The 25,263-nt window shown below is 69.3% G+C and carries 24 protein-coding genes; 17 read left to right on the forward strand and 7 right to left on the reverse strand.

Annotation, left to right across the window (positions count from 1 at the left end):
* Nucleotides 1-111: 111 nt before the first annotated feature.
* Nucleotides 112-768 (reverse strand): glutathione S-transferase family protein, encoded by a 657-nt coding sequence (locus HHL11_RS22350; protein ID WP_169420765.1) that lies wholly within the window; start codon nucleotides 766-768, stop codon nucleotides 112-114.
* A 125-nt stretch (nucleotides 769-893) separates the two neighbouring features.
* On the opposite strand from HHL11_RS22350, the gene HHL11_RS22355 reads away from it, so the two are divergent.
* Entirely contained in the window at nucleotides 894-2,105 is a 1,212-nt protein-coding gene (locus HHL11_RS22355; protein ID WP_169421222.1) for a polyhydroxyalkanoate depolymerase, read from the forward strand.
* A gap of 62 nt (nucleotides 2,106-2,167) precedes the next feature.
* Here HHL11_RS22355 and HHL11_RS22360 read toward each other — a convergent pair whose 3' ends face one another.
* The gene (locus HHL11_RS22360) at nucleotides 2,168-2,632 is read right to left on the reverse strand and encodes a CBS domain-containing protein (protein WP_169420766.1); all 465 of its coding nucleotides are present in this window, start codon (nucleotides 2,630-2,632) and stop codon (nucleotides 2,168-2,170) included.
* An 89-nt stretch (nucleotides 2,633-2,721) separates the two neighbouring features.
* Here HHL11_RS22360 and HHL11_RS22365 point away from each other — a divergent pair, with 89 nt between their 5' ends.
* The 3 genes from HHL11_RS22365 to HHL11_RS22375 all read left to right on the forward strand — a co-directional run bounded on the left by HHL11_RS22365 (nucleotide 2,722) and on the right by HHL11_RS22375 (nucleotide 6,155).
* Complete coding sequence (locus tag HHL11_RS22365; protein ID WP_169420767.1) at nucleotides 2,722-4,020, forward strand: O-acetylhomoserine aminocarboxypropyltransferase; 1,299 nt, start codon at nucleotides 2,722-2,724, stop codon at nucleotides 4,018-4,020.
* An 81-nt stretch (nucleotides 4,021-4,101) separates the two neighbouring features.
* On the forward strand, nucleotides 4,102-4,908 hold the full coding sequence (locus HHL11_RS22370) for an alpha/beta fold hydrolase (RefSeq protein WP_169420768.1): 807 nt from the start codon (nucleotides 4,102-4,104) through the stop codon (nucleotides 4,906-4,908).
* On the forward strand, nucleotides 4,905-6,155 hold the full coding sequence (locus HHL11_RS22375) for a cytochrome P450 (RefSeq protein ID WP_205964519.1): 1,251 nt from the start codon (nucleotides 4,905-4,907) through the stop codon (nucleotides 6,153-6,155). The genes HHL11_RS22370 and HHL11_RS22375 overlap by 4 nt, the downstream gene beginning before the upstream one ends.
* On the opposite strand, the gene HHL11_RS22380 is transcribed toward HHL11_RS22375, so the two are convergent.
* The 3 genes from HHL11_RS22380 to HHL11_RS22390 are packed head-to-tail and all read right to left on the reverse strand — an operon-like array spanning nucleotide 6,156 to nucleotide 10,241.
* Complete coding sequence (locus HHL11_RS22380; protein WP_169420769.1) at nucleotides 6,156-7,589, reverse strand: class I adenylate-forming enzyme family protein; 1,434 nt, start codon at nucleotides 7,587-7,589, stop codon at nucleotides 6,156-6,158.
* A 5-nt stretch (nucleotides 7,590-7,594) separates the two neighbouring features.
* On the reverse strand, nucleotides 7,595-9,031 hold the full coding sequence (locus tag HHL11_RS22385) for a class I adenylate-forming enzyme family protein (protein ID WP_169420770.1): 1,437 nt from the start codon (nucleotides 9,029-9,031) through the stop codon (nucleotides 7,595-7,597).
* A 7-nt stretch (nucleotides 9,032-9,038) separates the two neighbouring features.
* Complete coding sequence (locus tag HHL11_RS22390; RefSeq protein WP_169420771.1) at nucleotides 9,039-10,241, reverse strand: YihY family inner membrane protein; 1,203 nt, start codon at nucleotides 10,239-10,241, stop codon at nucleotides 9,039-9,041.
* A 24-nt stretch (nucleotides 10,242-10,265) separates the two neighbouring features.
* Between HHL11_RS22390 and HHL11_RS22395 the strand changes: the two genes are divergently transcribed.
* The 10 genes from HHL11_RS22395 to HHL11_RS22440 all read left to right on the forward strand — a co-directional run bounded on the left by HHL11_RS22395 (nucleotide 10,266) and on the right by HHL11_RS22440 (nucleotide 19,497).
* On the forward strand, nucleotides 10,266-10,631 hold the full coding sequence (locus HHL11_RS22395; protein WP_169420772.1) for a DUF2069 domain-containing protein: 366 nt from the start codon (nucleotides 10,266-10,268) through the stop codon (nucleotides 10,629-10,631).
* Nucleotides 10,628-12,040, forward strand: coding sequence for an FAD-binding oxidoreductase (locus tag HHL11_RS22400; protein WP_169420773.1), 1,413 nt, complete (start codon nucleotides 10,628-10,630; stop codon nucleotides 12,038-12,040). Before HHL11_RS22395 ends, HHL11_RS22400 begins: the two co-directional genes overlap by 4 nt.
* Nucleotides 12,041-12,134: 94 nt before the next feature.
* Complete coding sequence (locus HHL11_RS22405; protein ID WP_169420774.1) at nucleotides 12,135-12,947, forward strand: thymidylate synthase; 813 nt, start codon at nucleotides 12,135-12,137, stop codon at nucleotides 12,945-12,947.
* Nucleotides 12,948-12,952: 5 nt separating this feature from the next.
* Entirely contained in the window at nucleotides 12,953-13,450 is a 498-nt protein-coding gene (locus HHL11_RS22410) for a dihydrofolate reductase (protein WP_169420775.1), read from the forward strand.
* A 1-nt stretch (nucleotide 13,451) separates the two neighbouring features.
* The gene (locus HHL11_RS22415; RefSeq protein ID WP_169420776.1) at nucleotides 13,452-14,051 is read left to right on the forward strand and encodes a DUF4337 domain-containing protein; all 600 of its coding nucleotides are present in this window, start codon (nucleotides 13,452-13,454) and stop codon (nucleotides 14,049-14,051) included.
* Nucleotides 14,048-14,824: an exodeoxyribonuclease III gene (xth, locus tag HHL11_RS22420; protein ID WP_169420777.1), complete on the forward strand. Its 777-nt coding sequence runs from the start codon at nucleotides 14,048-14,050 to the stop codon at nucleotides 14,822-14,824. Before HHL11_RS22415 ends, xth begins: the two co-directional genes overlap by 4 nt.
* Nucleotides 14,825-14,966: 142 nt before the next feature.
* A complete protein-coding gene (locus tag HHL11_RS22425; RefSeq protein WP_169420778.1) occupies nucleotides 14,967-16,205 on the forward strand; it encodes an ABC transporter substrate-binding protein in 1,239 nt (412 codons plus the stop codon).
* A gap of 25 nt (nucleotides 16,206-16,230) precedes the next feature.
* Nucleotides 16,231-17,106 (forward strand): branched-chain amino acid ABC transporter permease, encoded by an 876-nt coding sequence (locus tag HHL11_RS22430; RefSeq protein ID WP_169420779.1) that lies wholly within the window; start codon nucleotides 16,231-16,233, stop codon nucleotides 17,104-17,106.
* A complete protein-coding gene (locus tag HHL11_RS22435; protein WP_169420780.1) occupies nucleotides 17,106-18,032 on the forward strand; it encodes a branched-chain amino acid ABC transporter permease in 927 nt (308 codons plus the stop codon). The genes HHL11_RS22430 and HHL11_RS22435 overlap by 1 nt, the downstream gene beginning before the upstream one ends.
* Entirely contained in the window at nucleotides 18,025-19,497 is a 1,473-nt protein-coding gene (locus HHL11_RS22440; RefSeq protein ID WP_169420781.1) for an ATP-binding cassette domain-containing protein, read from the forward strand. The genes HHL11_RS22435 and HHL11_RS22440 overlap by 8 nt, the downstream gene beginning before the upstream one ends.
* Here HHL11_RS22440 and HHL11_RS22445 read toward each other — a convergent pair.
* Complete coding sequence (locus tag HHL11_RS22445) at nucleotides 19,494-20,420, reverse strand: LysR family transcriptional regulator (protein ID WP_169420782.1); 927 nt, start codon at nucleotides 20,418-20,420, stop codon at nucleotides 19,494-19,496. The genes HHL11_RS22440 and HHL11_RS22445 overlap by 4 nt on opposite strands.
* 97 nt (nucleotides 20,421-20,517) lie before the next feature.
* On the opposite strand from HHL11_RS22445, the gene HHL11_RS22450 reads away from it, so the two are divergent.
* Genes HHL11_RS22450 through HHL11_RS22460 form a run of 3 tightly spaced genes read left to right on the forward strand, consistent with a single transcriptional unit; the run spans nucleotide 20,518 to nucleotide 23,739 of the window.
* Nucleotides 20,518-21,300, forward strand: a complete 783-nt coding sequence (locus tag HHL11_RS22450; protein WP_169420783.1) for a gamma-glutamyl-gamma-aminobutyrate hydrolase family protein — start codon at nucleotides 20,518-20,520, stop codon at nucleotides 21,298-21,300.
* Between the two features lie 7 nt (nucleotides 21,301-21,307).
* On the forward strand, nucleotides 21,308-22,411 hold the full coding sequence (locus tag HHL11_RS22455; protein ID WP_169420784.1) for a M14 family metallopeptidase: 1,104 nt from the start codon (nucleotides 21,308-21,310) through the stop codon (nucleotides 22,409-22,411).
* Nucleotides 22,412-22,431: 20 nt separating this feature from the next.
* The gene (locus HHL11_RS22460) at nucleotides 22,432-23,739 is read left to right on the forward strand and encodes an MFS transporter (RefSeq protein ID WP_169420785.1); all 1,308 of its coding nucleotides are present in this window, start codon (nucleotides 22,432-22,434) and stop codon (nucleotides 23,737-23,739) included.
* Between the two features lie 6 nt (nucleotides 23,740-23,745).
* Here the strand turns inward: HHL11_RS22460 and ntrC are convergent, their stop codons facing one another.
* Nucleotides 23,746-25,230 (reverse strand): nitrogen regulation protein NR(I), encoded by a 1,485-nt coding sequence (gene ntrC, locus HHL11_RS22465; protein ID WP_169420786.1) that lies wholly within the window; start codon nucleotides 25,228-25,230, stop codon nucleotides 23,746-23,748.
* Between the last annotated feature and the right edge of the window lie 33 nt (nucleotides 25,231-25,263).

A 25,263-nucleotide genomic window follows, 5' to 3' on the forward strand; every position in this document is an offset into this window, starting at 1 on the left:
CGCGAAGGTCGCAAAAGAACGCAAAAGCTCGCAAAAAAAATCCAATTTAATTGGATGTCCTTTTGCGACTTTTGCGTAACCTTCGCGACCTTCGCGTCCGGAAGTCCGCCTTCAAAACTCCGCATCGAGCTCATCGATCTCGTCGGGCTCCTGCTTCGCCGCCGCCACCCATTCCTTCATGGCCGGCAGCTCCATGATGCGCTTGCAGTAGGCGGCGCTGGCCTTGTCGATGGCCACGTCGTAGCTGAGGAGCCGCGTCACCACCGGTGCGTACATCGCATCGGCCAGGCAGGGCTGCTTGCCGAACAGGAAGGGGCCCCCATAGCGCTCGAAGCAGTCGGCCCAGATCGCCAGGATGCGGTCGATGTCGGCCTGCGCCCGCGACCACACCTTGAAGCCGGGAAAGCGGGCCTTGATGTTCATCGGCAAGGCGCTGCGCAGCGAGCTGAAGCCGGAATGCATCTCACCGCAGATCGCGCGGCAGTGGGCGCGGGCCTTGACGTCTGCCGGCAGCAGGCCGGCCCTGGGCTTGCGTTCGTGCAGGTATTCGCCGATGGCCAGGGTGTCCCAGACCTCGATGCCGTCGTGCAGGAGGGCCGGCACGCGCATGGAGGGCGCCAGCAGCAGGATTTCGGCCTTCATGGCCGGGTCGTCCGGCGGGATCACCTTCTCGGTGAATTCCAGGCCGGCCAGCTTGGCCATGAGCCAGCCCCGCAGGGCCCAGGCGCCGTAGTTCTTGCTGCTGATCGTGAGGACGGCTTTCGCCATGCTGCGCGCTCCAAGTCGGGGCTGCCTCCGTCCCCGGTGCGAGCAGTCCGAGCAAGCCTTGTGCCATGGCGGTGCACGGCTGGCCCGCAACTTGCCTCAGCCTGGGCGGAGGCAGCCCCATGACGATGCTTTACCACGCCTACCAGGCCCACAGCAACGCGCTGTCGCCGCTGCGGCTGGCGGCCCAGCACCACAGCGCCCTGCTCTGGTGGCGGCAGACCGAAGGCAGCGCGATGCGCAAGGTCGCCGCGGCGCTGGAAGTGTTCTCGCGCCTGCGCCTGACGCACAGCCGCCCGGCCTATGGCGTCACCCAGGTCGAGACGGATGGCGGGCCGCAGCCCGTCACCGAGGAGAAGGTGCTGTCGCTGCCCTTCGGCACCCTGCTGCGTTTCGCCAAGCCGGGCGCGGCGGCGCAGCCGCGGGTGCTGCTGGTGGCGCCGCTCTCGGGCCATTTTTCCACCTTGCTGCGCGAGACGGCCCGCACCCTGCTGGCGCACCACGACGTCTACATCACCGACTGGCACAACGCCCGCGACGTATCGCTGCGCCACGGCAGCTTCGGGCTGGACGACTACGTCGATTACATGATGCGTTACCTGCGCGCGATCGGCCCGGGAGCGCATGTGGTGGCCGTCTGCCAGCCCTGCGTCGCGGCGCTGGCCGCCACCGCGCTGCTGGCCGAAGACGAGGACCCGGCGCAGCCGCGCAGCGTCACGCTGATGGCTGGCCCGGTGGACTGCCGGATCAACCCTACCGGCGTGAACACGCTGGCCACCAGCAAGCCGATCGGCTGGTTCGAGCAGAACCTGATCAGCCACGTGCCCCTGCCTCACGCCGGCCACATGCGGCGCGTCTACCCCGGTTTCGTGCAGCTGTCCGCCTTCATGAGCATGAACCTGGAGCGCCACCTGCAGCAGTTCCGCAACCTGTACCAGCACCTGGTGGACGGCGAGCTGGCGCAGGCGGAGCTGATCCGCGCCTTCTACGACGAATACCTGGCGGTCAACGACCTGCCGGCGGAGTTCTACCTGGAGACGGTGGAAAAAGTGTTCCAGACCTTCGACCTGGCCCGCGGCGCACTCACGCACCGCGGCCGGCCGGTTCGCACGGAGGCGATCCGCCGCACCTGGCTGCTGACGGTGGAAGGCGAGCGTGACGACATCTGCGCCGTCGGCCAGACGGTCGCCGCCCACGAGCTATGCACGGGGCTGCGGCCCTACATGAAGCTGCACCACGTCCAGACCGGCGTGGGCCACTACGGGGTGTTCAGCGGCCGGAAATGGCGCGAGCAGATCTACCCGCGGGTGCGGGAGCTGATCCACGGGGCGGAGGCGTAGGGTGCGCAGCTTGCTGCGCACCTCGTGATCACCCTCGCGCGGTGCGCAGCGAGCTGCGCACCCTACAGCTGGGCGGAAGGCTGTTCGTCTTCCGATGACGGCCAGTCGCGGATGTAGGCCTTGAGCATCCGGTTCTCGAAGTTCTGGCTGTCCACGACCGCCTTGGCGACGTCGTAGAAGCTGATGACCCCCATCAGCATGCGCTTGTCCATCACCGGCATGTAGCGCGCGTGGCGCTCCAGCATCATGCGGCGCACTTCATCGAGCTCGGTTTCCAGCGTGCAGGTGAGCGGGTGGTCGTCCATCGCGGTGCGCACGCCGATGCTGCCCACTACGTGCTTGTTCTTCGTGATGCACTGGATCACTTCGCGGAAGGTGAGCATGCCCACCAGGTCGCCGTGTTCCATGACCACCAGCGAACCGATGTCCCGATCGGCCATCACGTCGATGGCGCGCGCCAGCGGCTCATCGGGCCCGACGGTGTAGAGGGTGTTTCCCTTCACGCGGAGGATGTCGCTGACCTTCATTCATGTCTCCTTGCGGCCGCTCCCTGTAGCGGCCTTCGTGAAGAATATAGCCCACAATCCGGCCCTGTACCACCGAGGAGACACAAGCCATGGCAGGCTACCAGGACCCTGGATTCGACACGCTGGCACTGCACGCCGGCGCCGCGCCCGACCCGGCGACGGGCGCGCGGGCGGTGCCGATCCACCTGAGTACCTCCTTCGTCTTCGAGTCCAGCGACCACGCCGCCGCGCTGTTCAACCTGGAACGCTCGGGCCACGTCTATTCGCGCATCAGCAACCCCACCAATGCCGTGCTGGAGCAGCGGGTGGCGGCGCTGGAAGGCGGCATCGGCGCCATCACCACCGCCAGCGGCCAGGCCGCGCTGCACCTGTCGATCGCCACGCTCATGGGCGCGGGCTCGCACATCGTCGCCAGCACGGCGCTGTACGGCGGCTCGCAGAACCTGCTGCATTACACGATGCGGCGCTTCGGCATCGAAACCACCTTCGTCAAGCCGGGCGACATCGACGGCTGGCGCGCGGCGATCCGGCCGAACACCCGGCTCCTCTTCGGCGAGACGGTCGGCAACCCCGGCCTGGACGTGCTGGACATTCCCACCGTGTCCGCCATCGCGCACGAGGCGGGGCTGCCGCTGCTCGTGGATTCGACGTTTACCACCCCTTACCTGCAGAAGCCCTTCGACCTGGGCGCGGACCTCGTCTACCACTCGGCCACCAAGTTCCTGTCCGGCCACGGCACGGTGATCGGCGGCGTGGTGGTGGACGGCGGCAGCTTCGACTGGGACGCCTCCGGCAAGTTCGCCGAACTCAGCGCGCCCTACGACGGCTTCCACGGCATGGTGTTCAGCGACGAATCCACCGTCGGCGCCTTCCTGCTGCGCGCACGCCGCGAGGGCCTGCGCGACTTCGGCGCCAGCATGAGCCCGCACACGGCCTGGCTGATCCTGCAAGGCATAGAGACGCTGCCGCTGCGGATGGACCGGCACATGGCCAACACGCGCATGGTGGTGGAGTTCCTGGCTTCGCACGCCTTCGTCGAGCGCGTCGGCCACCCGATGCTGGAATCGCACCCCAGCCACGCGCTGGCGCAGAAGCTGCTGCCCAAGGGCGCCGGCTCGGTGTTCAGCTTCGACATCAAGGGCTCGCGCGAGCAGGGCCGCAAGTTCATCGAGAGCCTGAAGCTGTTCAGCCACCTGGCCAACGTGGGCGACTGCCGCTCGCTGGTGATCCATCCGGCCAGCACCACGCACTTCCGCATGAGCGACGAGGCGCTGCGCGCCGGCGGCATCGGCCCCGGCACCATCCGCCTGTCGATCGGGCTGGAAGACCCGGACGACCTGCTCGATGACCTGAAGCGCGCCCTGCGTGCCGCGGAGAAAGCGGTATGACCCCCACGCTTGTCACTACGTGTACTGCGCTGCCCCCCGAGGGGGCTTCAGCCTCCTTCGGGCGGCCGTGCGGAGGCTGAGATGGAACTCCAAGTCAACGGCGCCCGCACCTTCTGCTACACCGGCGGCAAGGAATTCGATCCGGCCAAGCCCACCGTGGTGTTCATCCACGGCGTGCTCAACGACCACAGCGTCTGGATCCTGCAGACGCGCTACTTCGCCCACCACGGCTTCAACGTGCTGGCGCCGGACCTGCCGGGGCATTGCCGCAGTGCCGGCGAGCCGCCACGATCCGTCGAGGAAGGCGCCGACTTCATCCTGAAGCTGCTGGACGCCGCCGGCGTGCAGCAGGCGGCGCTGGTGGGCCACAGCTTCGGCTCGCTGATCGCGCTGGAAGCCGCGGCCCGCGCGCCGGAGCGCATCTCGAAACTGGCCTTGGTCGGGACGGCCTTCCCGATGAAGGTGTCGCCCGCCTTGCTGGAGAGCTCGCTGAGCCAGCCGGAAAAGGCGATCGCCATGGTCAACGTCTTCTCGCTGTCCATGCTGGCGCCGCCGCCCTCGGCGCTGGGCCCCGGCACCTGGCTCTATGGCGGCTCGCGCGCGCTGATGCGCCGGGTGCTGGCGAGCAACAAGGAGGTGAACGTGTTCCATCGCGGCTTCGCCGCCTGCGACAGCTATGCCGGCGGCGAGGAGGCGATGGCCAGGGTGCAGTGCCCGGTGCTGTTCCTGCTGGGGCGCAACGACGCCATGACGCCGCCCAAGGCCGCGCAGGCGCTGCAGGCCAAGGCGCGCCATGCGAAGACGGTCGTCGTCGAAGCCGGCCACCAGCTGATGACCGAAGCGCCTGACGCGACCCTGTTCGCGCTGAAGGACTTCCTGGGCCCATGAAGGTCACGGCGCCCATGGCGGCGGAGCGCGCGCGCGAGATCGCCGCGAGCTTCGACCTGCGGGCGCTGCCGCCGGATTTCCACGCCAATCCCTACCCGGTGTACGCCGCGCTGCGCGAGTCCGCGCCGGTGCGGACTATGCCCGACGGCTCGTGGTTCCTCTCGCGCCACGCCGACGTGGTCGCGGTGTACCGCGACGCGCACACCTTCAGCTCCGACAAGAAGGTGGAGTTCACGCCGAAATACGGCCCGGGCGCGCCGCTGCTCGAGCACCACACGACCAGCCTCGTGTTCAACGACCCGCCGCTGCACACGCGGGTGCGCAGGCTGATCATGGGCGCCCTCACCCGCCGCGCGATCGCGGAGATGGAAGCCGGGCTCGTCGTGCTGGTCGATCGCCTGCTGGACGCGATAGCAGCGCGTGGCGGCGGCGACCTGGTGGACGACTTCGCCGCGGCCATCCCGGTGGAGATCGTCGGCAACCTGCTGGGCGTGCCGCGCGCGGACCGCGGGCCGCTGCGCGGCTGGTCGCTCGCGATCCTGGGCGCGCTGGAGCCCAAGCTGACGCCGCTGCAGGAAGAGCTTGGCAACCGCGCCGTGCGCGAGTTCGTCGACTACCTGCGGCTGCTGGTGGCCGAGCGCCGGAAGCAGCCGGGCGACCCGGGGCACGACGTGCTGACGCGGCTGGTCCAGGGCGAGGAAGCGGGCGAACAGCTTTCGGAAATCGAGCTGCTGCAGAACTGCATCTTCATCCTCAACGCCGGCCACGAGACCACCACCAACCTGATCGCCAACGCGCTGGTGGCCTTGCAGGAATGGCCGCAGCAAAAAGCGATGCTGCTGCACGACCTCGGTGAGCGGCCGATGACGCTGGCCGTGGAGGAGTTCCTGCGCTTCGAATCGTCGAACCAGCTCGGGAACCGCCGCGCCTTACGCGCCTGCGAAGCGGGAGGCGTGGCCTTGCCCGAAGGTGCGCTGGTGACGCTGGGCATTGGCGCGGCGAACCGCGATCCGGCGCAGTTCGCGCAGCCCGAGGTGCTGGACCTCGCGCGCGAGGACAACCGGCACCTGGCCTTCGGGTTCGGTATCCACCAGTGCGCGGGGTTGAGCCTGGCGCGACTGGAAGGGCGGGTGGCGATCGGCAGGTTCCTGGCGCGCTTCCCGGGTTACCGTCTGACGGCGATGCCGACGCGCGGCGGGCGGGCGCGGTTTCGGGGGTTCCTGAAGGCGCCGTTTGCCGTCCGGTAATCAGGCGGCCGTCAACAATCGCAACAACCCCATCCGGTCCACCTTTCCCGTCACCATCCGCGGCACGGCGTCGACGAAAACCACCCGCGCTTGCGCCGGATGCGGCAGGTCCAGCGCTGCCTGCACCTGCGAGCGCGCATCCTCCTGCGAGACACCCGGCGCCGTCACCAAGGCGATGCCCAATGCCGCGCCGCCCGGCACCTGCACCGCCAGCACCGCGCAATCGGCGATGCCCGGCTGCCGCCGCAAATCGGCTTCCAGCCGGAAGGCCGGCACCTTCAGCCCGCCCACGTTCACCAGTTCGTCGTGCCGCCCCAGCAGCCGCAAGCGGCGCCGGCCGACCAGCACGCCGACGTCGCCGGTAATGAACCAGCCATCGCGAAAAGCCGCCGCCGTCTCCTCGGGGCGGCCCAGGTAGCCGTCGGCCAGCGCCGCCGTGCGCACGGCCACGATGCCGCTCTGGCCGGGCGCCGCCTCGTGGCCCTGCGGATCGAGGATGCGCACGTCCGCGCCGGGCGCCAGCACGCCGGTCGCCTCCGCATCCATGTCGTCGACGATGGACGAGGTCTCGTTGCTGCCATAGCGATTGTTGATGCGCCCGCCGAACACCGCCTGGATGCGCCCGCGCAATTGCTCCGACACCGTGCCACCGAAAGTGGCCACGGGCACCGGCTGCGCGGCGCGCCAGCCGGCCGGCAGTTCATCCAGCAGGCGCTCCACCTGCATCGGCAGGCCCCACACGTAGTTCGGCGCGAGCTGCGCGACGTCGCGCCCATTGCCCACCAGCAGCGCGCCGCCGCAGCGCAGGACGGCGCAGGCCCGCGTGAAGCCGACGTTGATGACCAGCGGCCCCAGCACCAGCAGGCGCAACTGCGGCCCGAAGGCGCCGGTGTCGGTGCCGATGCGGATCAACTCCTCCTGCGCGACCCGCCGCAGCAGCATGAACTTGGACGCGCCGGTGGAACCCGAAGTGCGCGCGATCCGCTGCGGTTCGTGCAAGGCGCGCGGCGCCCACACGGGTGACACCGACGCTGGCGGCAGCGGCTGCGCGATGCGCGCGATGAAGGCGTCGTCGATGGCACGGAAGCGCACGCCGGCGGGCACCTCCTGCGGCGCCGCGGCCAGCACCCACTGCACTTGCGAGAAGAGGAAAGGCGCATCGGCATCGCCCTGTGCCTGGAAGGACGCCGTGACCGCTCCAAGTGCCTCGGCCGCCAGCAGCACCAGCAACTGGCGCGCGTAGCCGGGCCCGGCGACGGCAACGCGCTCGCCGGGCTGCAGTCCCAGCCGCTGCAGCTCCAGCGCCCCATGCAGCGCCATCGCATACAGCTGGCCGTAGCTGATGGCGCTGCCCTCCTCGTGGATGGCGAGCCGCCCGGGCTCGCGCAGGGCCAGCGATTCGACGAATTCGAGCGTGGTGGCTGGAGGGCGCATGGACGTCAAGGAGCTTGGTGGAATCGGCGCAGCAGCGCCATGCGGTCGACCTTGCCGTTCTGCAGGCGCGGCAGGGCGGGCAGCACGAGCAGCTGCGCACGGGTATTCGGCTGCGCGCGCAAGGCCTCGTGGACCTGCGGGCCAACGTCCTCCTGGCGCGCGTCCGGCGCGAGCACCAGCGCCAGGCCCAGCGTGACGGCGCCGGCGCCGGAATGCAGGGCCTGCACGGCGCAGTCGGCGATGGTGGGCTGCGCGCGCAAGGCTGCTTCCAGCTGCGACGCGGGCACCTTGATGCCGGCCAGGTCCAGCAGGTCGTCCTGGCGACCCAGCAGCCGGAGCTGGCGTGGGCCGACCAGCAGGCCGGCGTCGCCGCTCAGGAACCAGCCGTCCTGAAAGCACTGCGCGGTTTCTTCCGGCCGCTCCAGGTAGCCGTCCACCAGCGCCGGCGTGCGCACGGCGATGCGGCCCGCCTCGCCGGGCGGCAGTTCACCGCCGTCGGGACCGAGGATGCGCACGTCCACGCCCGGCGCGAGCAGCCCGGTGCCGGTGGCATCGAGCTCCTCGCAGATGGCGCCGGCTTCGTTGCTGCCGTAGCGGTTGCGGGTCCAGCCATGGAACACGCGGAGCACCTGTTCGCGCAACGCCGGCGCCATGGCGCCCCCCAGCACCGACACCTGCACCGGGTGCGGCGACACCCAGCCGGCGGGCGCTTCGGCCAGCAGCCGCTCCAGGTGCATGGGCAGCCCCCAGGCATGCGTGGGCAGCAGTTGCGGCAGCACCCCGCCGTGGGCAGGCGCCAGCACCATGCCGCCTCGGCGCAGGCAGACGCTGCAGCGCGTGAGGGCCGCATTCATCACCAGCGGCGCCAGCATCAGCGAGCGCGTGCCGGGCCCGAAGGTCCGCTTCTCGCGCCCGGTTTCAATCCAGTGCTCCTGCGCGGCCCGCGACAGCAGCATGAACTTGCTCGTGCCGGTGGAACCCGAAGTGCGGGAGATGCGCTGCGGCTCGCCCAGCGCCTGCGCGTTCCAGGCCGGCCGCTCCTGGCCAAGTGGCTGCGCCCAGGCGCGGGCCAGCGCCTCGTCCAGCAACTGGAAGCGCACGCCCGCGGGCACCTGCTGCGGCCGCGCCGCGAACACCCACTGCACCTGCGAGAACAGGAAGGAAGCGTCCGGATCGGCTTCGGCATTGAAGGAGGCGATGACCGCGCCCAGGCCTTCGGCCGCGAGCAGCAGCACCAGCTGCACGCCGTAGCCCGGGCCGGCAATCGCAACGCGCTCGCCGCGCCGCACGCCCAGGCGCTGCAGCCACAACGCGCATTGCGCCACCATCCCATAGAACTGGCCGACCTCCAGCAGCGCGCCCTCTTCCTGGAAGGCCGGCCGGAGCGGGTCGCGCAGCGCCGCCTCTTCCAGGATTTCGGCGGTGGACGGCGGCGGGCGCATGCGACGACTACAGCACGTCGGCGAGGTAGATGGACGACAGCCGGCCGCTTTGCCACAGCCGCGCGGTGCTGTCGGCGGAAGGCAGCAGCAGCTGGCGCATCAGTGGCTCCAGCGCGGTGGACTGGGTGTCGGCCAGCAGCATGTAGCGCGTGCCTTCGTGGTCGTCCAGTTCGTTGAGGCGGCCGATCCAATCCAGTTGCACCAGGGCTTGCAGCACCGGCTCGAGCTGCAGGATGTCCACTTCCATCGCCGCCGCCAGCTCGGTGGCGCTCAGGCCGCGGCGGGCGGTGCTGCGCACGCCATTCAGGTGCTGCAGCACCTCCAGCGCCAGCTGGAACTGCCAGCCATGGGCGCCGGCGCGCCGCTTGGCGCCCGCCAGAAGGCTGGGCAGGTAGGCCGCAACGACCGCCCCCAGCAACACGGTGACCCAGGCAATGTAGATCCACACCAGCAAGATCGGCACCGTGGCGAAGGCGCCGTACACCATCGAATAGGTGGGCACCTGGTGGATGTACCAGGCCAGCAGGCGCTTGGCGACTTCGATGCCCAGCGCCGCGAAAAAGCCGCCGGCCAGCGCGTGCGAGCGCCGCACCGGCGTGTTGGGCACGTAGCGGTACAGGGCGGTCAGCGCCAGCACCAGCAGCAGGAATTCGAAGGTGTCGATCACCAGGCTCAGCCCGCCCGGCAAGCCGCCCACGAAGCCGCGCGAGGCGGTCAGCATCCACGAGGTGGTGCTGAGGCTCAGCGCCAGCAGCAGCGGCCCCAGCGTGATGGCCGCCCAGTAGATCAACACCCGCTGCGCCAGCCCGCGCGGCCGGCGCACGCGCCAGATGCCATTGAGCGTGCGGTCGATGGTGAGCACCAGCGCCAGCGCGCTCACCACCAGCGCCGCGAAGCCGACCGAGCCCAGGCGGCTGGCCTTGCCCGCGAACTGCGTGAGGTAGCCCAGCACCTGGCGGGCGATCGTGTCGGGCACCAGGCTTTGCACCAGCCAGCCCTGCAGGTTGGTCTGCAGCTTGCCGAACATGGGAAAGGCGGTGAACACCGCCAGCGCCACGGTGAAGAAGGGGACCAGCGCGATGGTGGTGGTGAAGGTCAGGCTGCTGGCCGACAGGCCCAGGCGGTCCTCGCGGAAACGCTCCCGCAAGGTCTGCGCGGTCGACAGCCAGGGAAAGCGGGCCAGGTCGGCGAGCAGTTGGCGGGCATTCATCGGCCGCTATGATGCCATTCGCCCATGCAGTCGCCGCCCGCCATGTCCCCCGCTCCCGTGCCGCCCGTCGTCGAAACCACACGCTGGATCGCGGTGGCCAGCCTGCTGGGGCTGATCGCCACCGGCCTCGCCTGGGAGCTGTGGCTGCCCGCGCGCCCCAGCCTGTGGGTGCTGAAGGTGCTGCCCCTGTGCATCCCCGTCGCCGGGCTGCTGAAGCGCCGCATGTACACGTATCGCTGGACCAGCCTGCTGGTGTGGCCCTACTTCATGGAAGCCGTGGTGCGCATCCACGAAGGCGCGCCGGCGGTCCTGCAAGTCCTCTTCACCCTCACCCTGTTTACCGCCTGCGCCGTGCACGTGCGCGTGCGCCTGCGGAATGCCAAGCCATGAATGACCTGATCGCCAAGCTGCGCGCCGCCCTGGGCGCCGCCAACGTGCTGACCGAGGGCGACCTCACCGCCTACGAGCAGGACTGGCGCAAGCGCACCCGCGGCAAGGCGCTGGCCGTGCTGCGCCCCGGCAACACCGGGGAAGTGGCCGCCGCCGTGAAGCTGTGCGCCGAAGCCGGCACACCCATCGTGCCGCAGGGCGGCAACACCGGCCTGGTGGTGGGCGGCGTGCCGGACGAAAGCGGCCGCGAAGTGGTGCTGAGCCTCACCCGCATGAACCGCGTCCGCGCAGTCGACGGCGGCAACCTGACGATGACGGTGGAAGCCGGCTGCGTGCTGCAGAACCTGCAGCAGGCGGCGGAAGACGCCGGCTACCTCTTTCCGCTGAGCCTGGCCGCCGAAGGCAGCTGCACGATCGGCGGCAACCTGGGCACCAACGCCGGCGGCACGCAGGTGCTGCGCTACGGCAACACTCGTGAGCTGTGCCTGGGCCTGGAAGTGGTGACGGCGCAAGGCGAGGTGTGGAACGGCCTCACCGGCCTGCGCAAGGACAACACCGGCTACGACCTGCGCGACCTGTTCATCGGCAGCGAAGGCACGCTGGGCATCATCACGGCGGCGACGATGAAGCTGTACCCGCTGCCGGTGGCCAGCCTGACGGCCTGGGCCGCGGTGCCATCCATGGAAGCGGCGGTCACCTTGCTGGGCCTGGCCCACAAGCACCTGGGCGCCGGGCTGACCGGCTTCGAGGTGATGGGCCAGTTCGCCCTGTCGCTGGTGGACAGGCACATGCCGCAGCTGCGCGTGCCGCTGTACCAGGACACGCCTTACTGCGTGCTGCTGGAGAACTCCGACCAGGAATCCGAGCCGCACGCCCGCGCGGCCTTCGAGCGGCTGCTGGAAGCGGCGCTGGAAGACGGCTGCGCCACCGACGCCGTGGTGGCCGAGAACATCGCGCAGGCCCGCGGCCTGTGGCACATCCGCGAAAGCATCCCGCTGGCCCAGGCCCAGGAAGGCCTGAACATCAAGCACGACATCTCGGTGCCGGTGTCGCGCATCCCGGCCTTCTGCGCCGAGACCGACGCGCTGCTGGCGAGCAGCATCCCCGGCGTGCGGCTGGTCAACTTCGGCCACCTGGGCGACGGCAACCTGCACTACAACGTGCAGGCGCCCGTGGGCGGCGACCCGCAGGCCTTCCTGCGCGAGCTGGAGGAGCGGGTGAACGTGCTGGTGTACGACCAGGTCAAGAAGTTCGACGGCTCGATCTCGGCGGAGCACGGCGTCGGGGCGCTGAAGGTGGACAAGTTGCCGGACTACAAGTCGCCGGTGGCGCTTTCGCTGATGAAATCGCTCAAGAAGGCCCTGGATCCGCAGAACATCCTGAACCCCGGGCGGGTGGTCTCCGTGTAAGTGCGCAGCTTTGCTGCGCACCAGCGACATTTGCAGCACCGCCAAAGGCCCCAGGTGCGCAGCGGAGCTGCGCGCCCTACGATAATCCTTTCCCATGACGACCCGCCCCGTCCGCTCGCAGTACGAAGACTTCATGCGCCATGTCTACGAACATGGCACGCCCAAGACCGACCGCACCGGCACCGGCACGCGCAGCGTCTTCGGCTACCAGATGCGCTTCGACCTGAACGAGGGCTTCCCGCTGGTGACGACCAAGAAGGTCCACCTGCGCTCCATCATCCAGGAACTGCTGTGGTTCCTGCAGGGCTCCAGCAACAACAACTGGCTGAAGGAACGCGGCGTCACCATCTGGGACGAATGGGCCCGTGAAGACGGCGACCTCGGCCCGGTGTACGGGGTGCAGTGGCGCAGCTGGCCCACGCCCGACGGCGGCCAGATCGACCAGATCGCCGAGGCGGTCAAGCAGATCAAGACCAACCCGGATTCGCGCCGCATTATCGTGAGCGCCTGGAACGTGGCCGACATCCCGAAGATGGCACTGGCGCCCTGCCATGCCTTCTTCCAGTTCTACGTTGCCGACGGCAAGCTGTCCTGCCAGCTGTACCAGCGCAGCGCCGACATCTTCCTGGGCGTGCCTTTCAACATCGCCAGCTATGCGCTGCTGACGCACATGATCGCGCAGCAGTGCGACCTGGGCGTGGGCGACTTCATCTGGACCGGCGGCGACTGCCACATCTACAGCAACCACCACGAGCAGGTGGAACTGCAGTTGTCGCGCCAGCCCTATCCCTACCCCACCCTGAACATCAAGCGCAAGCCCGCCTCGATCTTCGACTACGAGTACGAGGACTTCGAGGTGCTGGACTACCAGTGCCACGGCGCGATCAAGGCGCCGGTGGCGGTCTGACCCGAATGAAGCTGGGCATCATCTACGTGCGGTCGCGCAACGGCGTGATCGGCCAGGGCGGCGTCATGCCCTGGCACCTGCCGGAGGACCTGGCGCACTTCAAGCGGACCACATTGGGCGCGCCGGTGATCATGGGCCGCAAGACCTGGGATTCGCTGCCGGTGCGCTTCCGGCCGCTGCCGGGGCGGCGCAATGTCGTCATCACGCGGCAGGCGGACTGGCACGCGGAAGGCGCTGAACGCGCCGAGTCGCTGGAGCGGGCGATCGCACTGTGCGGCGACGTGCCGCGCGCCTGGATCACGGGCGGCGCCGAAATCTACAAGCTGGCACTGCCACTGGCCGACCTGGCGGCGGTGACCGAGATCGACGCGGACTTCGAAGGCGACACCCACGCGCCACAGCTGGGGCCGCACTGGCGCGAGACGGCGCGCGAGCAGCACTTGTCGAAGACCGGCCTCGCCTTCAGCTTCGTCAACTATCAAAACACGCTCTTGGAGGAGTGAAATGTCCGGCGATTCCTTCCACGTCCACGGTCCACACGACCACGAACTGGAACACGCGGCGCAGCACGCGGCCGAAGGCCACCACGGCATCGGCGGCGGCAGCCTCACCAACCAGGTGGCCATGTTCACCGCCTTGATCGCCACGGTGGGCGCGATCTTCGCGTACGCCGGTGGCGCCACGCAGGCCAATGCCGGCCTGTACAAGAACAACGCCGCGATCAAGAAGACCGAGGCGTCGAACCAGTGGAATTTCTACCAGGCCAAGAGCAGCAAGCAGAACCTGTCGGAACTGGCCGCGGTGCTGGTCGCCGACGACAAGAAGCCGGCCTACCAGAAGGAAATCGAGCGCTACAAGCTGGAGAAGGCCGAGATCAAGCTCGCCGCCGACAAGCTGGAAGCCGAGGCCACCGAGTGGGACCACAAGAGCGATGAGCAGATGCACCAGCACCATCGCTGGGCGCAGGCGACCACCGCGCTGCAGGTGGCCATCGCGCTGGCCGCCATCGCGCTGCTGACGAAGAAGAAGTGGCTCGAATGGGGCATGTTCGGCGTCGGCGGCGTCGGCGTGATCATCGGCATTGCCGCGATGCTGCACGTATGAAGATCACCACCTGGAACGTCAACTCGCTGACGGCGCGCCTGCAGCACGTGCTGGACTGGACCGCCGCCAACCCGGTGGACGTGCTGTGCCTGCAGGAGCTGAAGCTCACCGACGACAAGTTCCCGCTGGACGTGCTGCGCGCGGCGGGCTATGAGCACTGCGCCGTGTTCGGGCAGAAGACGTACAACGGCGTGGCGGTGATGAGCCGCCACCCGCTGAAGGACGTGGTCCGGAACATCACCGGCTTCGAGGACGAGCACTCGCGCCTGCTGTCGGTGACGGTGGACGCGCCGGCAGGCGCGATGCGCGTCGTCAACGGCTACTTCGTCAACGGGCAGGAACCGGGCTCGGAGAAGTTCGCGTACAAGATGAAGTGGCTGGACGGCCTGCGCGAGCACGTGCGCGCGGAGATGGCGCAGCACGAGCGGCTGGTGCTGCTGGGTGACTTCAACGTCGCACCGGAGGACCGCGACTCCTTCGACCCCGAAGGCCTGCGCGAGACCATCCACCACACCACCGAGGAACGCACGCACTTCCGCGAACTGCTGTCGCTGGGCCTGGTCGACAGCTTCCGCATGTTCGAGCAGCCGGAGAAGAGCTTCAGCTGGTGGGACTACCGCATGCTGGGCTACCAGAAGAACCGCGGCCTGCGCATCGACCACATCCTGGTCAGTGAGGCGCTGAAGCCGCTGGTGAAGGCCTGCGCCGTCGATCGCACGCCGCGCAAGTGGAAGCAGCCGAGCGACCATGCGCCGGTGACGGTCGAGTTTTGAGCGCGCGCGGGTAGCAGCCCGCGCCCCGCTTGGCTATTGGGGCTTGCCAGCGAGCTCCTGGCGCACGCCTGCCGCAAGAATCTTTGTCCCAATGCGTGTCTTGCGGCCGCGCGCAACCGCGGCGTCTTCCCTGGAGAAGAACATGCGCCACAGCTTGCGGCTCAGGCCGTCCGTCCTCGCGAGCGCCTGCCTCGCGGCCCTCCTGCCTGCTTTTGCACTCGCGGCCGACCCGATCAAGATCGGGGTCATTGCCGAAGCGCAGGCCGTCGCCGGCTCGTCCATCGCGCCGGCCGCGCAGCTGGCGGCCGATGAGATCAACGCCAAGGGCGGCATCGACGGCCGCAAGGTCGAGATCGTCGTCTACGACAACCACTCGTCCGCCGCCGAATCGGTGCGCGCCTTCCAGCGCGCCGTCAACGAGGACAAGGTCAACGCGGTCATCGCGAGCTACATCTCCGAGGTGGTGCTGGCGCTGGAACCCTGGGCGGCCCGCCTGAAGACCGTGATGATCACGCCCGGCGCCGCCTCCGACGTGATCACGCAGAACATCGCCAAGGACTACGAGCACAACAAGTACACCTTCCACGGCTACCTCACCTCCAGCGCGCTCGCCGGCCTGGTGTGCGACGCCGCCAAGGACCTGCTGGTGACGGGCCAGAAGGTGAAGACCGGCATCATCGTCAGCGAGGACGCCGCCTGGACGACGCCGCTGGACGCCGGCTACGAGCAGTGCCTGCCCAAGGCCGGCATCAAGGTGCTGGACCACATCCGCTTCTCGCCCGACACCACGGACTTCACGCCGATCTTCAACAAGATCGAAGGGCAGAAGCCGGACGTGATGATCACCGGCATCTCGCACGTGGGCACGCAGCCCACGGTGCAGTGGAAGAGCCAGCAGGTGCCGATCGCGATGTTCGGCATCTCTTCGCAGGCGACCAACTCCACCTTCTGGAAGGACACCAACGGCGCCACCGAAGGCGTGCTGTACCAGGCCGTCTCCGGGCCCGGCGTGGCGGTGACGGCGAAGACCCTGCCCTTCGTCGATGCCTACGTCAAGAAGTACGGCAACAACCCCTCGTACGCGGGCTACACCGCCTACGACGAGGTCTACATCATTGCCGACGCCGTGCACCGCGCCGGGTCGACCAACAGCGACAAGCTGGTGGAGGCGATGGAGAAGACCGACTACACGGGCACCATCGGCCGCGTGGCGTTCAAGCCCAGGGGCGACCCCAACGTGCACGGGCTGCGCACCGGCGCCGGCTACATCACCGGGCTGATGCTGCAGTGGCAGGACGGCAAGCAGGTCAACGTCTGGCCGAAGAACCTGGCGGTCGGGAAGATGAAGTTCCCGGCCTTCGTCAAGCTGCCGGCGAGCTGAGCACCAGGCCCGGGCGCCGCCGCCGATGAACTTCTGGCAGATCCTGATCGACGGCTTCGCCATCAGCTCGCTCTATGCGTTGGGCGCGACCGGCTTCACGCTAATCTTCGGCGTGTCCGGCGTGCTCAATCTCTCGCACGGCGCCATCATGGTCGCCGCCGCGGTGGCGGCCTGGGCGCTGGCCGGCCTGCTGCAGGCCGGGCCTTACGCGGCGGCCATCGGGGGCATCGCCTTCGGCATGGTGCTGACCCTGGCCACCTACTTCGTCGCCGTGCGGCCGATCCAGCGCTCGCCGCGCGTCGCAGAGGCGGAGAAGGAGATCTTCATCCTCACGGCCACCTTGCTGTGGGGCATCATCATCTCCGAGACCATCGCCTACTTCTTCACCAACAACGCGAAGACGGTGCTCCCCATCGTCGAAGGCGTGGTGACGGTGGCCGGCGTGCGCACGCCCGCCAACGAGTACTTCACCGCGGGGATCTGCTGGCTCGCCATCGGCGCTCTGTGGGTGCTGGTGAACAAGACGCGGCATGGCAAGGCGGTGCTGGCCGCGTCGATGAACCCGCGCGGCGTGACCTTGCTGGGCATCGAGTTGTCGCGTATTCATCTGGCCGTGTGGCTGATCTACGGCTTGCTCGCCAGCGTCGCCGGCATCCTGCTCGGCATGTTCCTGGGCGTCAGCTCGTACAGCGTCGGGCCGCTCACCGCCAGCGCGTTCTCCATCGTGGTGCTGGGCGGATTGGGCAGCGTGTCGGGATCGTTGATCGCGGCGTATGTGGTCGGCTACCTCGAGACCGCTACCGCCTACCTCGTCTCGCCGGCCTACCGCACCATCCCGGCGCTGTTGCTGCTGGTGGCCGTCATGTACCTGCGCCCGCAGGGCCTGTTCGGCAGGCGCTGATGGCGCGCCCGTCCCGCCCGGCGCTGGCCGGCCTCGTCTTCCTGGCGCTGGCCGCCTGCGTGCCGCTGGCCGGCTCCGACTACGTGCTGGGCTTGCTGACGGTGGCTTTCTACACCGCGGTGTTCGCGATGGCCTGGGACCTGCTGTTCGGCTTTGCCGGCGAAGTGAATTTCGGCCCCACCTTCCTGATCGGGCTCGGCGCGTACACGGCCGGCATCCTCGACGCGAAGTTCGCGCCCGCCGTGTCGCTGTGGCTGTGTGTGGCCGCCGGAGCCCTTGCCGCGGTGATCGGCGGCGTGGTGCTCGCGCTGCCGGCCCTGCGTGTGCGCGGGCCTTACTTCGGCCTGACCACCCTGGTGGCAGTGCTGATGCTGCAGAACATGGTGGTGGTGTTCGCCGGCCTCACCGGTGGCGAGATCGGGCTGTCGGTGCCCGACGTGATGTCGGTGAGCGCCACCACCAACTATTGGATCGCCTTCGGCTTCATGGCGGCCAGCGGCGCCATCCTCTACGGCCTGTCGCGTTCGCCGATCGGCCTGGTGCTGCAGGCCAGCGGCCAGGACCCGGTGCAGGCCGGCGCGCTCGGCTTCAACGTCACCAAGCACAAGCTGTTCGCCTTCATCGTCAGCGCCTTCTTCTCCGGCCTGTCCGGTGCGCTGATGGTGTTCTACATGGGCACGGCCAGCGTCGGCACCTTCATCGACATCTCGGTCGGCGTGCAGATCATCGTCGCGGCGGTGCTGGGCGGACGGCGCACCGTCATCGGCGCGGCGATCGGCGCCGTCTTCCTGATCGCGATGGGCGAAACGCTGCGGCCGCTGGGCGAACTGGCCACGCTGCTGGTGTCGCTGATGGCGCTGCTGGTGGTGCTGTTCTTCCCCGACGGCTTCCTCGGGCTGCTGCAGGGAAAGGCGCGCCGTGACTGACGCGCCGCTGCTCGAAGTCCAGGACCTCACCAAGCGCTTCGGCGGCCTCGTCGCCGTCAAGGGCCTGGGCTTTGCCATCCGCGGCGGCGAGGTGCTGGGCCTGATCGGGCCGAACGGCTCCGGCAAGTCCACCGCGATGCGCTGCGTGATGGGCGTGGACCCGCCCACTTCCGGCTCGGTGCGCTTCGAGGGACGCGAGGTCGCCGGCCTGCCCGCGCACAAGATCGCGCGCCTGGGCGTGGGGCTGGTGTTCCAGCACTCGCGGCCGCTGAACCGGCAGACCGTGCTGGAGAACATCAAGGTGGCCCTGATCCCGGACCGCCTGAGCATGATCCTGCACAGCGAGGAGATCGACGCCAAGGCGCGCGCGATCGCCCAGCGCGTCGGCCTGGGCGCGGTGCTCGATCGCAAGCCGCCGACCCTGGCCTTCGCCGACCTGCGGCGCATGGAGCTGGCCAAGGCGCTGGCGCAGCACCCGAAGCTGGTGCTGGTCGACGAGCCCTTCGCGGGCCTCACGAGTTCCGAGGTGGGCGCCTTTTCCGAGCTGATTTCCGAATTCCGCAGCGAAGGCCGTGCGGTGCTGCTGGTGGACCACAACGTCAAGAGCGTGGCCGCGCTGGTCGACCGCGCGGTGGCCATGTACCTGGGCGAGAAGATCGCCGAAGGCACGGCGGCCGAAGTGATGCGCGACGAGACGGTGCGCCGCGTCTACCTGGGCGGCGCGCTCACGCGCGCGCAGCACGAGCCGGCGCGCGTGGCGCAGGACGGCCCGCCGCTGCTGGAGGTGGACGGCGTCGAAGTCCGCTACGGCAAGGCGCTGGCTGTGCAGGGCGTGTCGCTGCAGGTGCGCGAAGGCGAGTTCGTCGCGCTGGTGGGCCTCAACGGCGCCGGCAAGACGACGCTGTTCAACGCCATCTCCGGCCTCGTGCGCCATGCGGGATCGATCCGCTGGAATGGCCATTCGCTGGCGGGCATGACACCGGCAGCGATCGCGCGCGCGGGCATCGTGCAGTGCCCCGAGACGCGCGAGCTGTTCGGCGACATGACGGTGCGCGAGAACCTGGAACTCGGTGGCAACCTGCTTTCACCAACGGATCTGGCCGAGCGCATGGCCTGGCTGTTCGACCTGTTCCCGATCCTGCGCGACCGCTCGGCCCAGGTCGCGCGCACGCTCAGCGGCGGCGAGCAGCAGATGCTGGCGATCGCGCGGGCGCTGATGATGAAGCCGCGCCTGCTGATCCTCGACGAGCCGACCCTGGGGCTGGCGCCGGTGATCCTGGAGACGCTGTCGAAGGCGCTGCATCGCCTGCGCAGCACCACCGGGCTGACGGTGCTGCTCGGGGAGCAGAACATCACCTTCGCGCTGCCCCATGCCGACCGGCTGTACGTGGTCGAACATGGGCGCATCGCGTGGGAGGGGGAGCCGGAGCGCTTCGAGGAGGAGGCGGCGGAGGCGTATCTCTAACGAGATGCGATCTGCGCCTGCGCGTCGGCAAAAAACCGCCGCACGATCGCGAAGGCCCGATCCGCCGCCGGCACCACTGTCCGCCCCGCGCGCCGCAAGATCCCCAAGGTCAACTCCAGTTCCAGCGGCGGATCCACATCGAGCAGCACCGTCTGCCCCGCCGCCACCTCGATCACTGTGGAAATATCCGTTCCCGGCACCAACGCGTCGATGTCCACCATCATCGCCCGCACCGTCGCCGGGTCGGTCGTGTCCACGGCGAAGTGGTTCTCCAGCGGCTGCGTCAGGCCATAGAGCTGTGCCAGCCGGCGCAGCACGGCTTCGTCCGCGTAGCCTGAGAGTACCCAGGGAAAACGCGCCAGGTCCGCGACCTGCAAAGCCCGCTTCCCCGCCAGCGGATGCCCTGCCCGCGCGGTCCACGCGAACCCGCATTCGTGCAAGGGCTCGACCGCCACATCCGGGTCGTGCGCGCCCATGCGCACGTCACCGACGAAGAAATCGATCTCCTCGCGCATCAGCGCCGCGAACAGCACGTCCGAGCTCTGCACCATCGTGCGCACCCGCAACCCGGGCGCGCCGGTCACGAGCTGCATCACCATGGGCGCGAGCAGGCTGTGCGCCAGCGAGGCGCCCATGCCGAAGGCCAGCGGCCCCAATTCGCCGGCGCGCATCAGCGCCAGTTCGCGCGCGGCCTCCTTCTCGTCGAACACCATGCGGCGGGCACGCTGCGCGTAGGCGTGCGCATAGGTCGTGGGCACCAGGCCGCGGCCCTCGCGGTCGAACAGCGGCACGCGCAGCACGTCTTCCAGGGCACGCAGGCTTCGCGACAGCGCGGGCAGGCTCAGGTGCACCTGTTCGGCCGCTGCGCTGAGCGAGCCCAGGTCCATCACGGCGAGGAAGTGGCGCAGTTGCCGGGTGTTCATTGCTTGCAGGCCTTGCAACCTACGCTTGACTATATTGCAATTTACGCAAGGGCATGCGCTTCCTAGACTCCAGGCTCGAACCCCCAGGAGACCCCGCATGCCCCGCCCCCACGCCGCGGCGCCGCGCGCCGTCGTGGCGATCGCAGCCGACCGCATAGCCCGCCACGGCCACGGCGCCCACGCCGCCTTCGACGGCTACGTGCGCGCCGTCCGCGCGGCCAGCGGCGCCCTGCCCCTGCTGCTGCCCGCCGACGGCGAAGCGCTGGACGCCGCGACCTTGGCGCAGACCGTCGACGGCGTGCTGCTCACCGGCAGCCCGTCCAACGTGCACCCGGCGCGGTATGGCGCGCCCGAGCCGCACGCGCCCATGCAGCTCGATCCCGACCGCGATGCGGCCATCCTGCCGCTGCTGCCGGAACTTGTGGCCGCGGGCGTGCCGGTGCTGGCCATCTGCCGCGGCTTCCAGGAACTGAACGTCGCCTTCGGCGGCACGCTCGATGCCGCCGTGCACCAGCGCCCGGGCGCCCTGGACCATCGTGAAGGCGACCACGACCGGCCGATCCAGCGCTGGTACGACGACAGCCACGCGATCAATGTGCTCCCCGGCGGCCGGCTGGCCCCGCTGGTGGGCAGCGACCAGGCCATGGTCAATTCGCTGCACCACCAGGGCGTGCAGCGCCTGGGCGACGGCCTGCGTGTCGAAGCCGCCGCGCCGGACGGCCTGGTGGAAGCCTTCTCGGTCGCCGACGCCCCGCAGTTCACCCTGGCCGTGCAGTGGCATCCCGAGATGCGCATCGACGACAGCCCATTCTGCCGCGCCATCTTCGCGGCCTTCGGCGACGCCTGCCGCGCGCGCCGCGACCAGCGCCTGCGCCACTGAGACCGCCATGAACCCGCAACAGATCCTCGACACCTTCAGTCCCAGCTACGCCCGCGCCCGCGAGAAGTTCGTGCAGGCCGCGCGCGACCGCGGACTTGCGCTGCGCAGCCACGTGCTGCCGCTGCCCGGCGCCGAGGGCGAGACACTGGCCATGGACGTCGCCCGCGACGGCGACATCGACGCCAGGCGCTTGCTTGTCGTGATCAGCGGGGTGCATGGCGTGGAAGGCTTCTGCGGCTCCGCCATCCAGACCGGCGTGCTGCGCGCCGGCCTGCGCCCGCAGCGTTCCGACACCGCGGTGCTGTACGTGCATGCGGTCAACCCTTATGGCTTCTCGCACCTGCGCCGCGCGACGCAGGAAAACGTGGACCTGAACCGCAACTTCGTCGATTTCAGCGCGCCGCTGCCGGTGAACGCGGGCTATGGCGAGATCCACGAAGCGCTGCTGCCTGCCACTTGGCCGCCGCGCGCCGAGGACGAGGCCGTGCTGGCCACCTACCGCGACAAGCATGGCGCGCGCGGGCTGCAGCGCGCCATGGCCCTGGGCCAGCATTCGCATGCCGACGGCCTGCACTACGGCGGCCTCGGCCCGGCGTGGAGCAACAGCACCTTCCGCGCGGTGCTGCGCGAACACACGGCGGGCGTCGAGCAGATCGCCTCCGTCGACATCCACACCGGCCTCGGGCCGTCCGGCCACGGCGAGCGCATCTTCGCCAGCTTCGACCCCGACCCGGCGGTGCTGGAGCGCGCCAGCCGCTGGTGGGGCGCCCTCACCTCGGTGACGGCGGGCAGCTCCGCGAGCATCCCGCTGACCGGCCCGATCCAGACGGCGCTGCACGAGGAATGCCCTTTCGCCCGCCACCTGGGCATCTGCCTGGAGTTCGGCACGCACCCGATGGAACGCGTGATGAACGCGCTGCGCGCCGAACACTGGCTGCAGGCGCGCGGCGGCGATACGCCGCAGGCCGCGGCCATCCGCCTCGCGCTGAAAGAGGCCTTCTACCCCGCGGCCGAGGACTGGAAGCTGGCCGTCTGGCGCCAGGGTCAGCAGGCCTGCGAGCAGGCGCTGCGGGGCCTGCAGGACGACCTGCCCTTGCCGCTCGCCGCCTGAACGAACATCCTGGAGACAAAATGACCGCCACCACCCTCGAAACGCTGGCAGCCGCGCCGGCCCCCGCGGCGAACGCCACGCGCATCAGCCGCAAGGCGATCGCCGCCGCCGTCGCCGGCAACGCGATGGAGTTCTACGATTTCGTCATCTATGCCTACTTCGCCGTCTACATCGGACGGACCTTCTTCCCGGTGGGCGGCGAGTTCGGCAGCCTGCTGGTGGCGGTGGCCACCTTCGGCGTGGGCTTCTTCACGCGGCCGCTGGGCGGCATCCTGATCGGCTCGTTCGCCGACCGCGCTGGCCGCAAGCCAGCGATGATCCTCACTGTCGTCCTCATCACCGTGGGCACGCTGGGCCTGGCCGCGACGCCCAGCTACGCCAGCATCGGCGTCGCCGCGCCCATCATCGTGGTGCTGTGCCGGCTGCTGCAAGGCCTGGCCCTTGGCGGCGAGGTCGGTCCCGCCACGGCGCTGCTGATCGAGGCGGCGCCCGAGGGCAAGCGCGGCTACTACTCCAGCTGGCAGATCGGCAGCCAGGGCCTGGCGGTGGCGGTGGGTGGCGTGTTCGGCGTGAGCCTGTCGCTGCTGCTGTCGCCGCAGCAGCTGGCCGACTGGGGCTGGCGCGTGCCCTTCCTGGTGAGCCTGGTGCTGGTGCCGATCGCGCTGTACCTGCGCCGCTGCCTGCCCGAGACGCACGGCGGCAGCAACGAGAGCAGCAGCCGCATCCTCGGCGCCACCTTCCGCCAGCACAAGCGCGTGCTGGTGCTGGGCGTGCTGGTCTCCGCCTCGGTCGCGGTGGCCTCGCAGGTGGGCAACTACATGGTGAGCTACGCGGTGCAGGTGCTGAAGCTGCCCGCGGCAGTGGCGCAGTCCAGCGTGCTGGTGGGCGGCCTGGTGACCTTCGGCTTCGGCCTGCTGGGTGGCGTGCTATGCGACCGCTACGGCCGCAAGGTGGTGAACCAGGTGCCCCGCATCGCGCTGATGCTGCTGATCGTGCCGCTGTTCCTCTGGCTGGCCGGCGCGCCGGGGATCGCGACGCTGCTTTGCGTGACCACCGTCCTCGCCGGCCTGACGGCCATCTCCGGTGCGGCCGGCATGGTGACGGTGCCCGAGCTGCTGCCTATCGGCGTGCGCAGCACCGGCATGTCGCTGGTCTATGCCATCAGCACCTGCCTGTTCGGCGGCACCACGCAGTTCGTGGTGACGGGGCTGCTGGCGGCCACGCACAACCCGCTGGCGCCGGCGTACTACGTCGCGGCGATCAGCGTGGTGAGCGTCATCGCGATGGCGATGTTGCCGGAGACGCGGGACGTGGACGTGCGGCGTTGACCGCCGTCACTCTTCGAGACCCAGCTCCTGGATCTTGCGGGTGATCGTGTTGCGGCCGATCCCCAGCTTCTGCGCCGCCTCGATGCGCCGCCCGCGGGTGTTGGCCAGCGCGGTCAGGATCAGCTTCGACTCGAAGCGCCGCGTGAGCTGGTCCCACACGTCGTGATGGCCGGCCGCCAGGAGCTGCAAGGCTTCGGCTTCCAGCGCCGACTCCCAGCCGCCCGCGACGGGCGCAGCGACCGCAAGCGCAGGCGCGACTTCCGCAGCAACGGAGGACGCCACTTCGGCGGAAGCGGCACGCGGCGCCGCGGCCTCTGAAGAAACCGCTGCTCCCACCACCTCCGGCGGCAGGTCCTTCGGTTCGATCAGCTGCGCCGGCGCCATCACCGTCAGCCAGTGGCAGATGTTTTCCAGCTGCCGCACGTTGCCCGGGAACGCAAACACCGTCAGCCGCGCCAGCGCCGCATCGGAGATGCGCTTGGGCTCCACGCCAAGCTGCTTGGCGCTTTGCTGCAGGAAGTGCCGCGCCAGCATCGGGATGTCCTCGCGCCGCTCGCGCAGCGCCGGCAGCCGCAGCCGGATCACGTTGAGGCGGTGGAACAGGTCCTCGCGGAAGTTCCCTTCCTTGACGCGCTGCTCCAGGTCCTGGTGGGTCGCCGCGATCACGCGCACGTTGGCCTTGACGGCGTTGTGGCCGCCCACGCGGTAGAAGTGGCCGTCCGACAGCACGCGCAGCAGGCGCGTCTGCAGGTCGAAAGGCATGTCGCCGATTTCGTCCAGGAACAGCGTGCCGCCCTCGGCCTGCTCGAAGCGGCCGCGGCGCATCGTCTGTGCGCCCGTGAAGGCGCCGCGCTCGTGGCCGAACAGCTCCGACTCCAGCAGGTCCTTCGGGATCGCCGCGGTGTTGATCGCGACGAAAGGCCCGTTGGCGCGCGGCGAGTGCTTGTGCAGCGCGCGCGCCACCAGTTCCTTGCCCGAGCCGGATTCGCCGGTGATCATCACCGTCACGTTCGATTGCGACAGCCGGCCGATCGCGCGGAACACGTCCTGCATCGCCGGCGCCTGGCCCAGCATCTCGGGCGCGGCGATCATGCGCTCCTCGGCCACCTCCTCGCGCTGGCTTTCTTCCACCGCGCGGCGGATCAGCTCAATCGCCTTCGGCAGGTCGAAGGGCTTGGGCAGGTATTCGAAGGCGCCGCCCTGGAAGGCGGAGACCGCGCTGTCCAGGTCCGAGAACGCCGTCATGATGATGACGGGCAGCCCCGGATGTTTCTCCTTGACCTTCGTGAGCAGGTCCAGCCCGCTGCCGCCCGGCATGCGGATGTCGCTTACCAGGATCTGCGGGCCATCGTCGTCGTTCGCGGATTCGAGCGCGGTCAGGACCTCGCGCGCGTTCGTGAAACTGCGCGTAGGCAGGTCCTCGCGCATGAGGGCCTTCTCGAGCACGAAGCGGATGGATTGGTCATCGTCAACGATCCAGATCGGCTTCATGTGCTTCAGTCACCTCAGGTCTTGCAAAAATAC

The organism is Ramlibacter agri, from assembly GCF_012927085.1.
Taxonomy (GTDB): domain Bacteria; phylum Pseudomonadota; class Gammaproteobacteria; order Burkholderiales; family Burkholderiaceae_C; genus Ramlibacter; species Ramlibacter agri.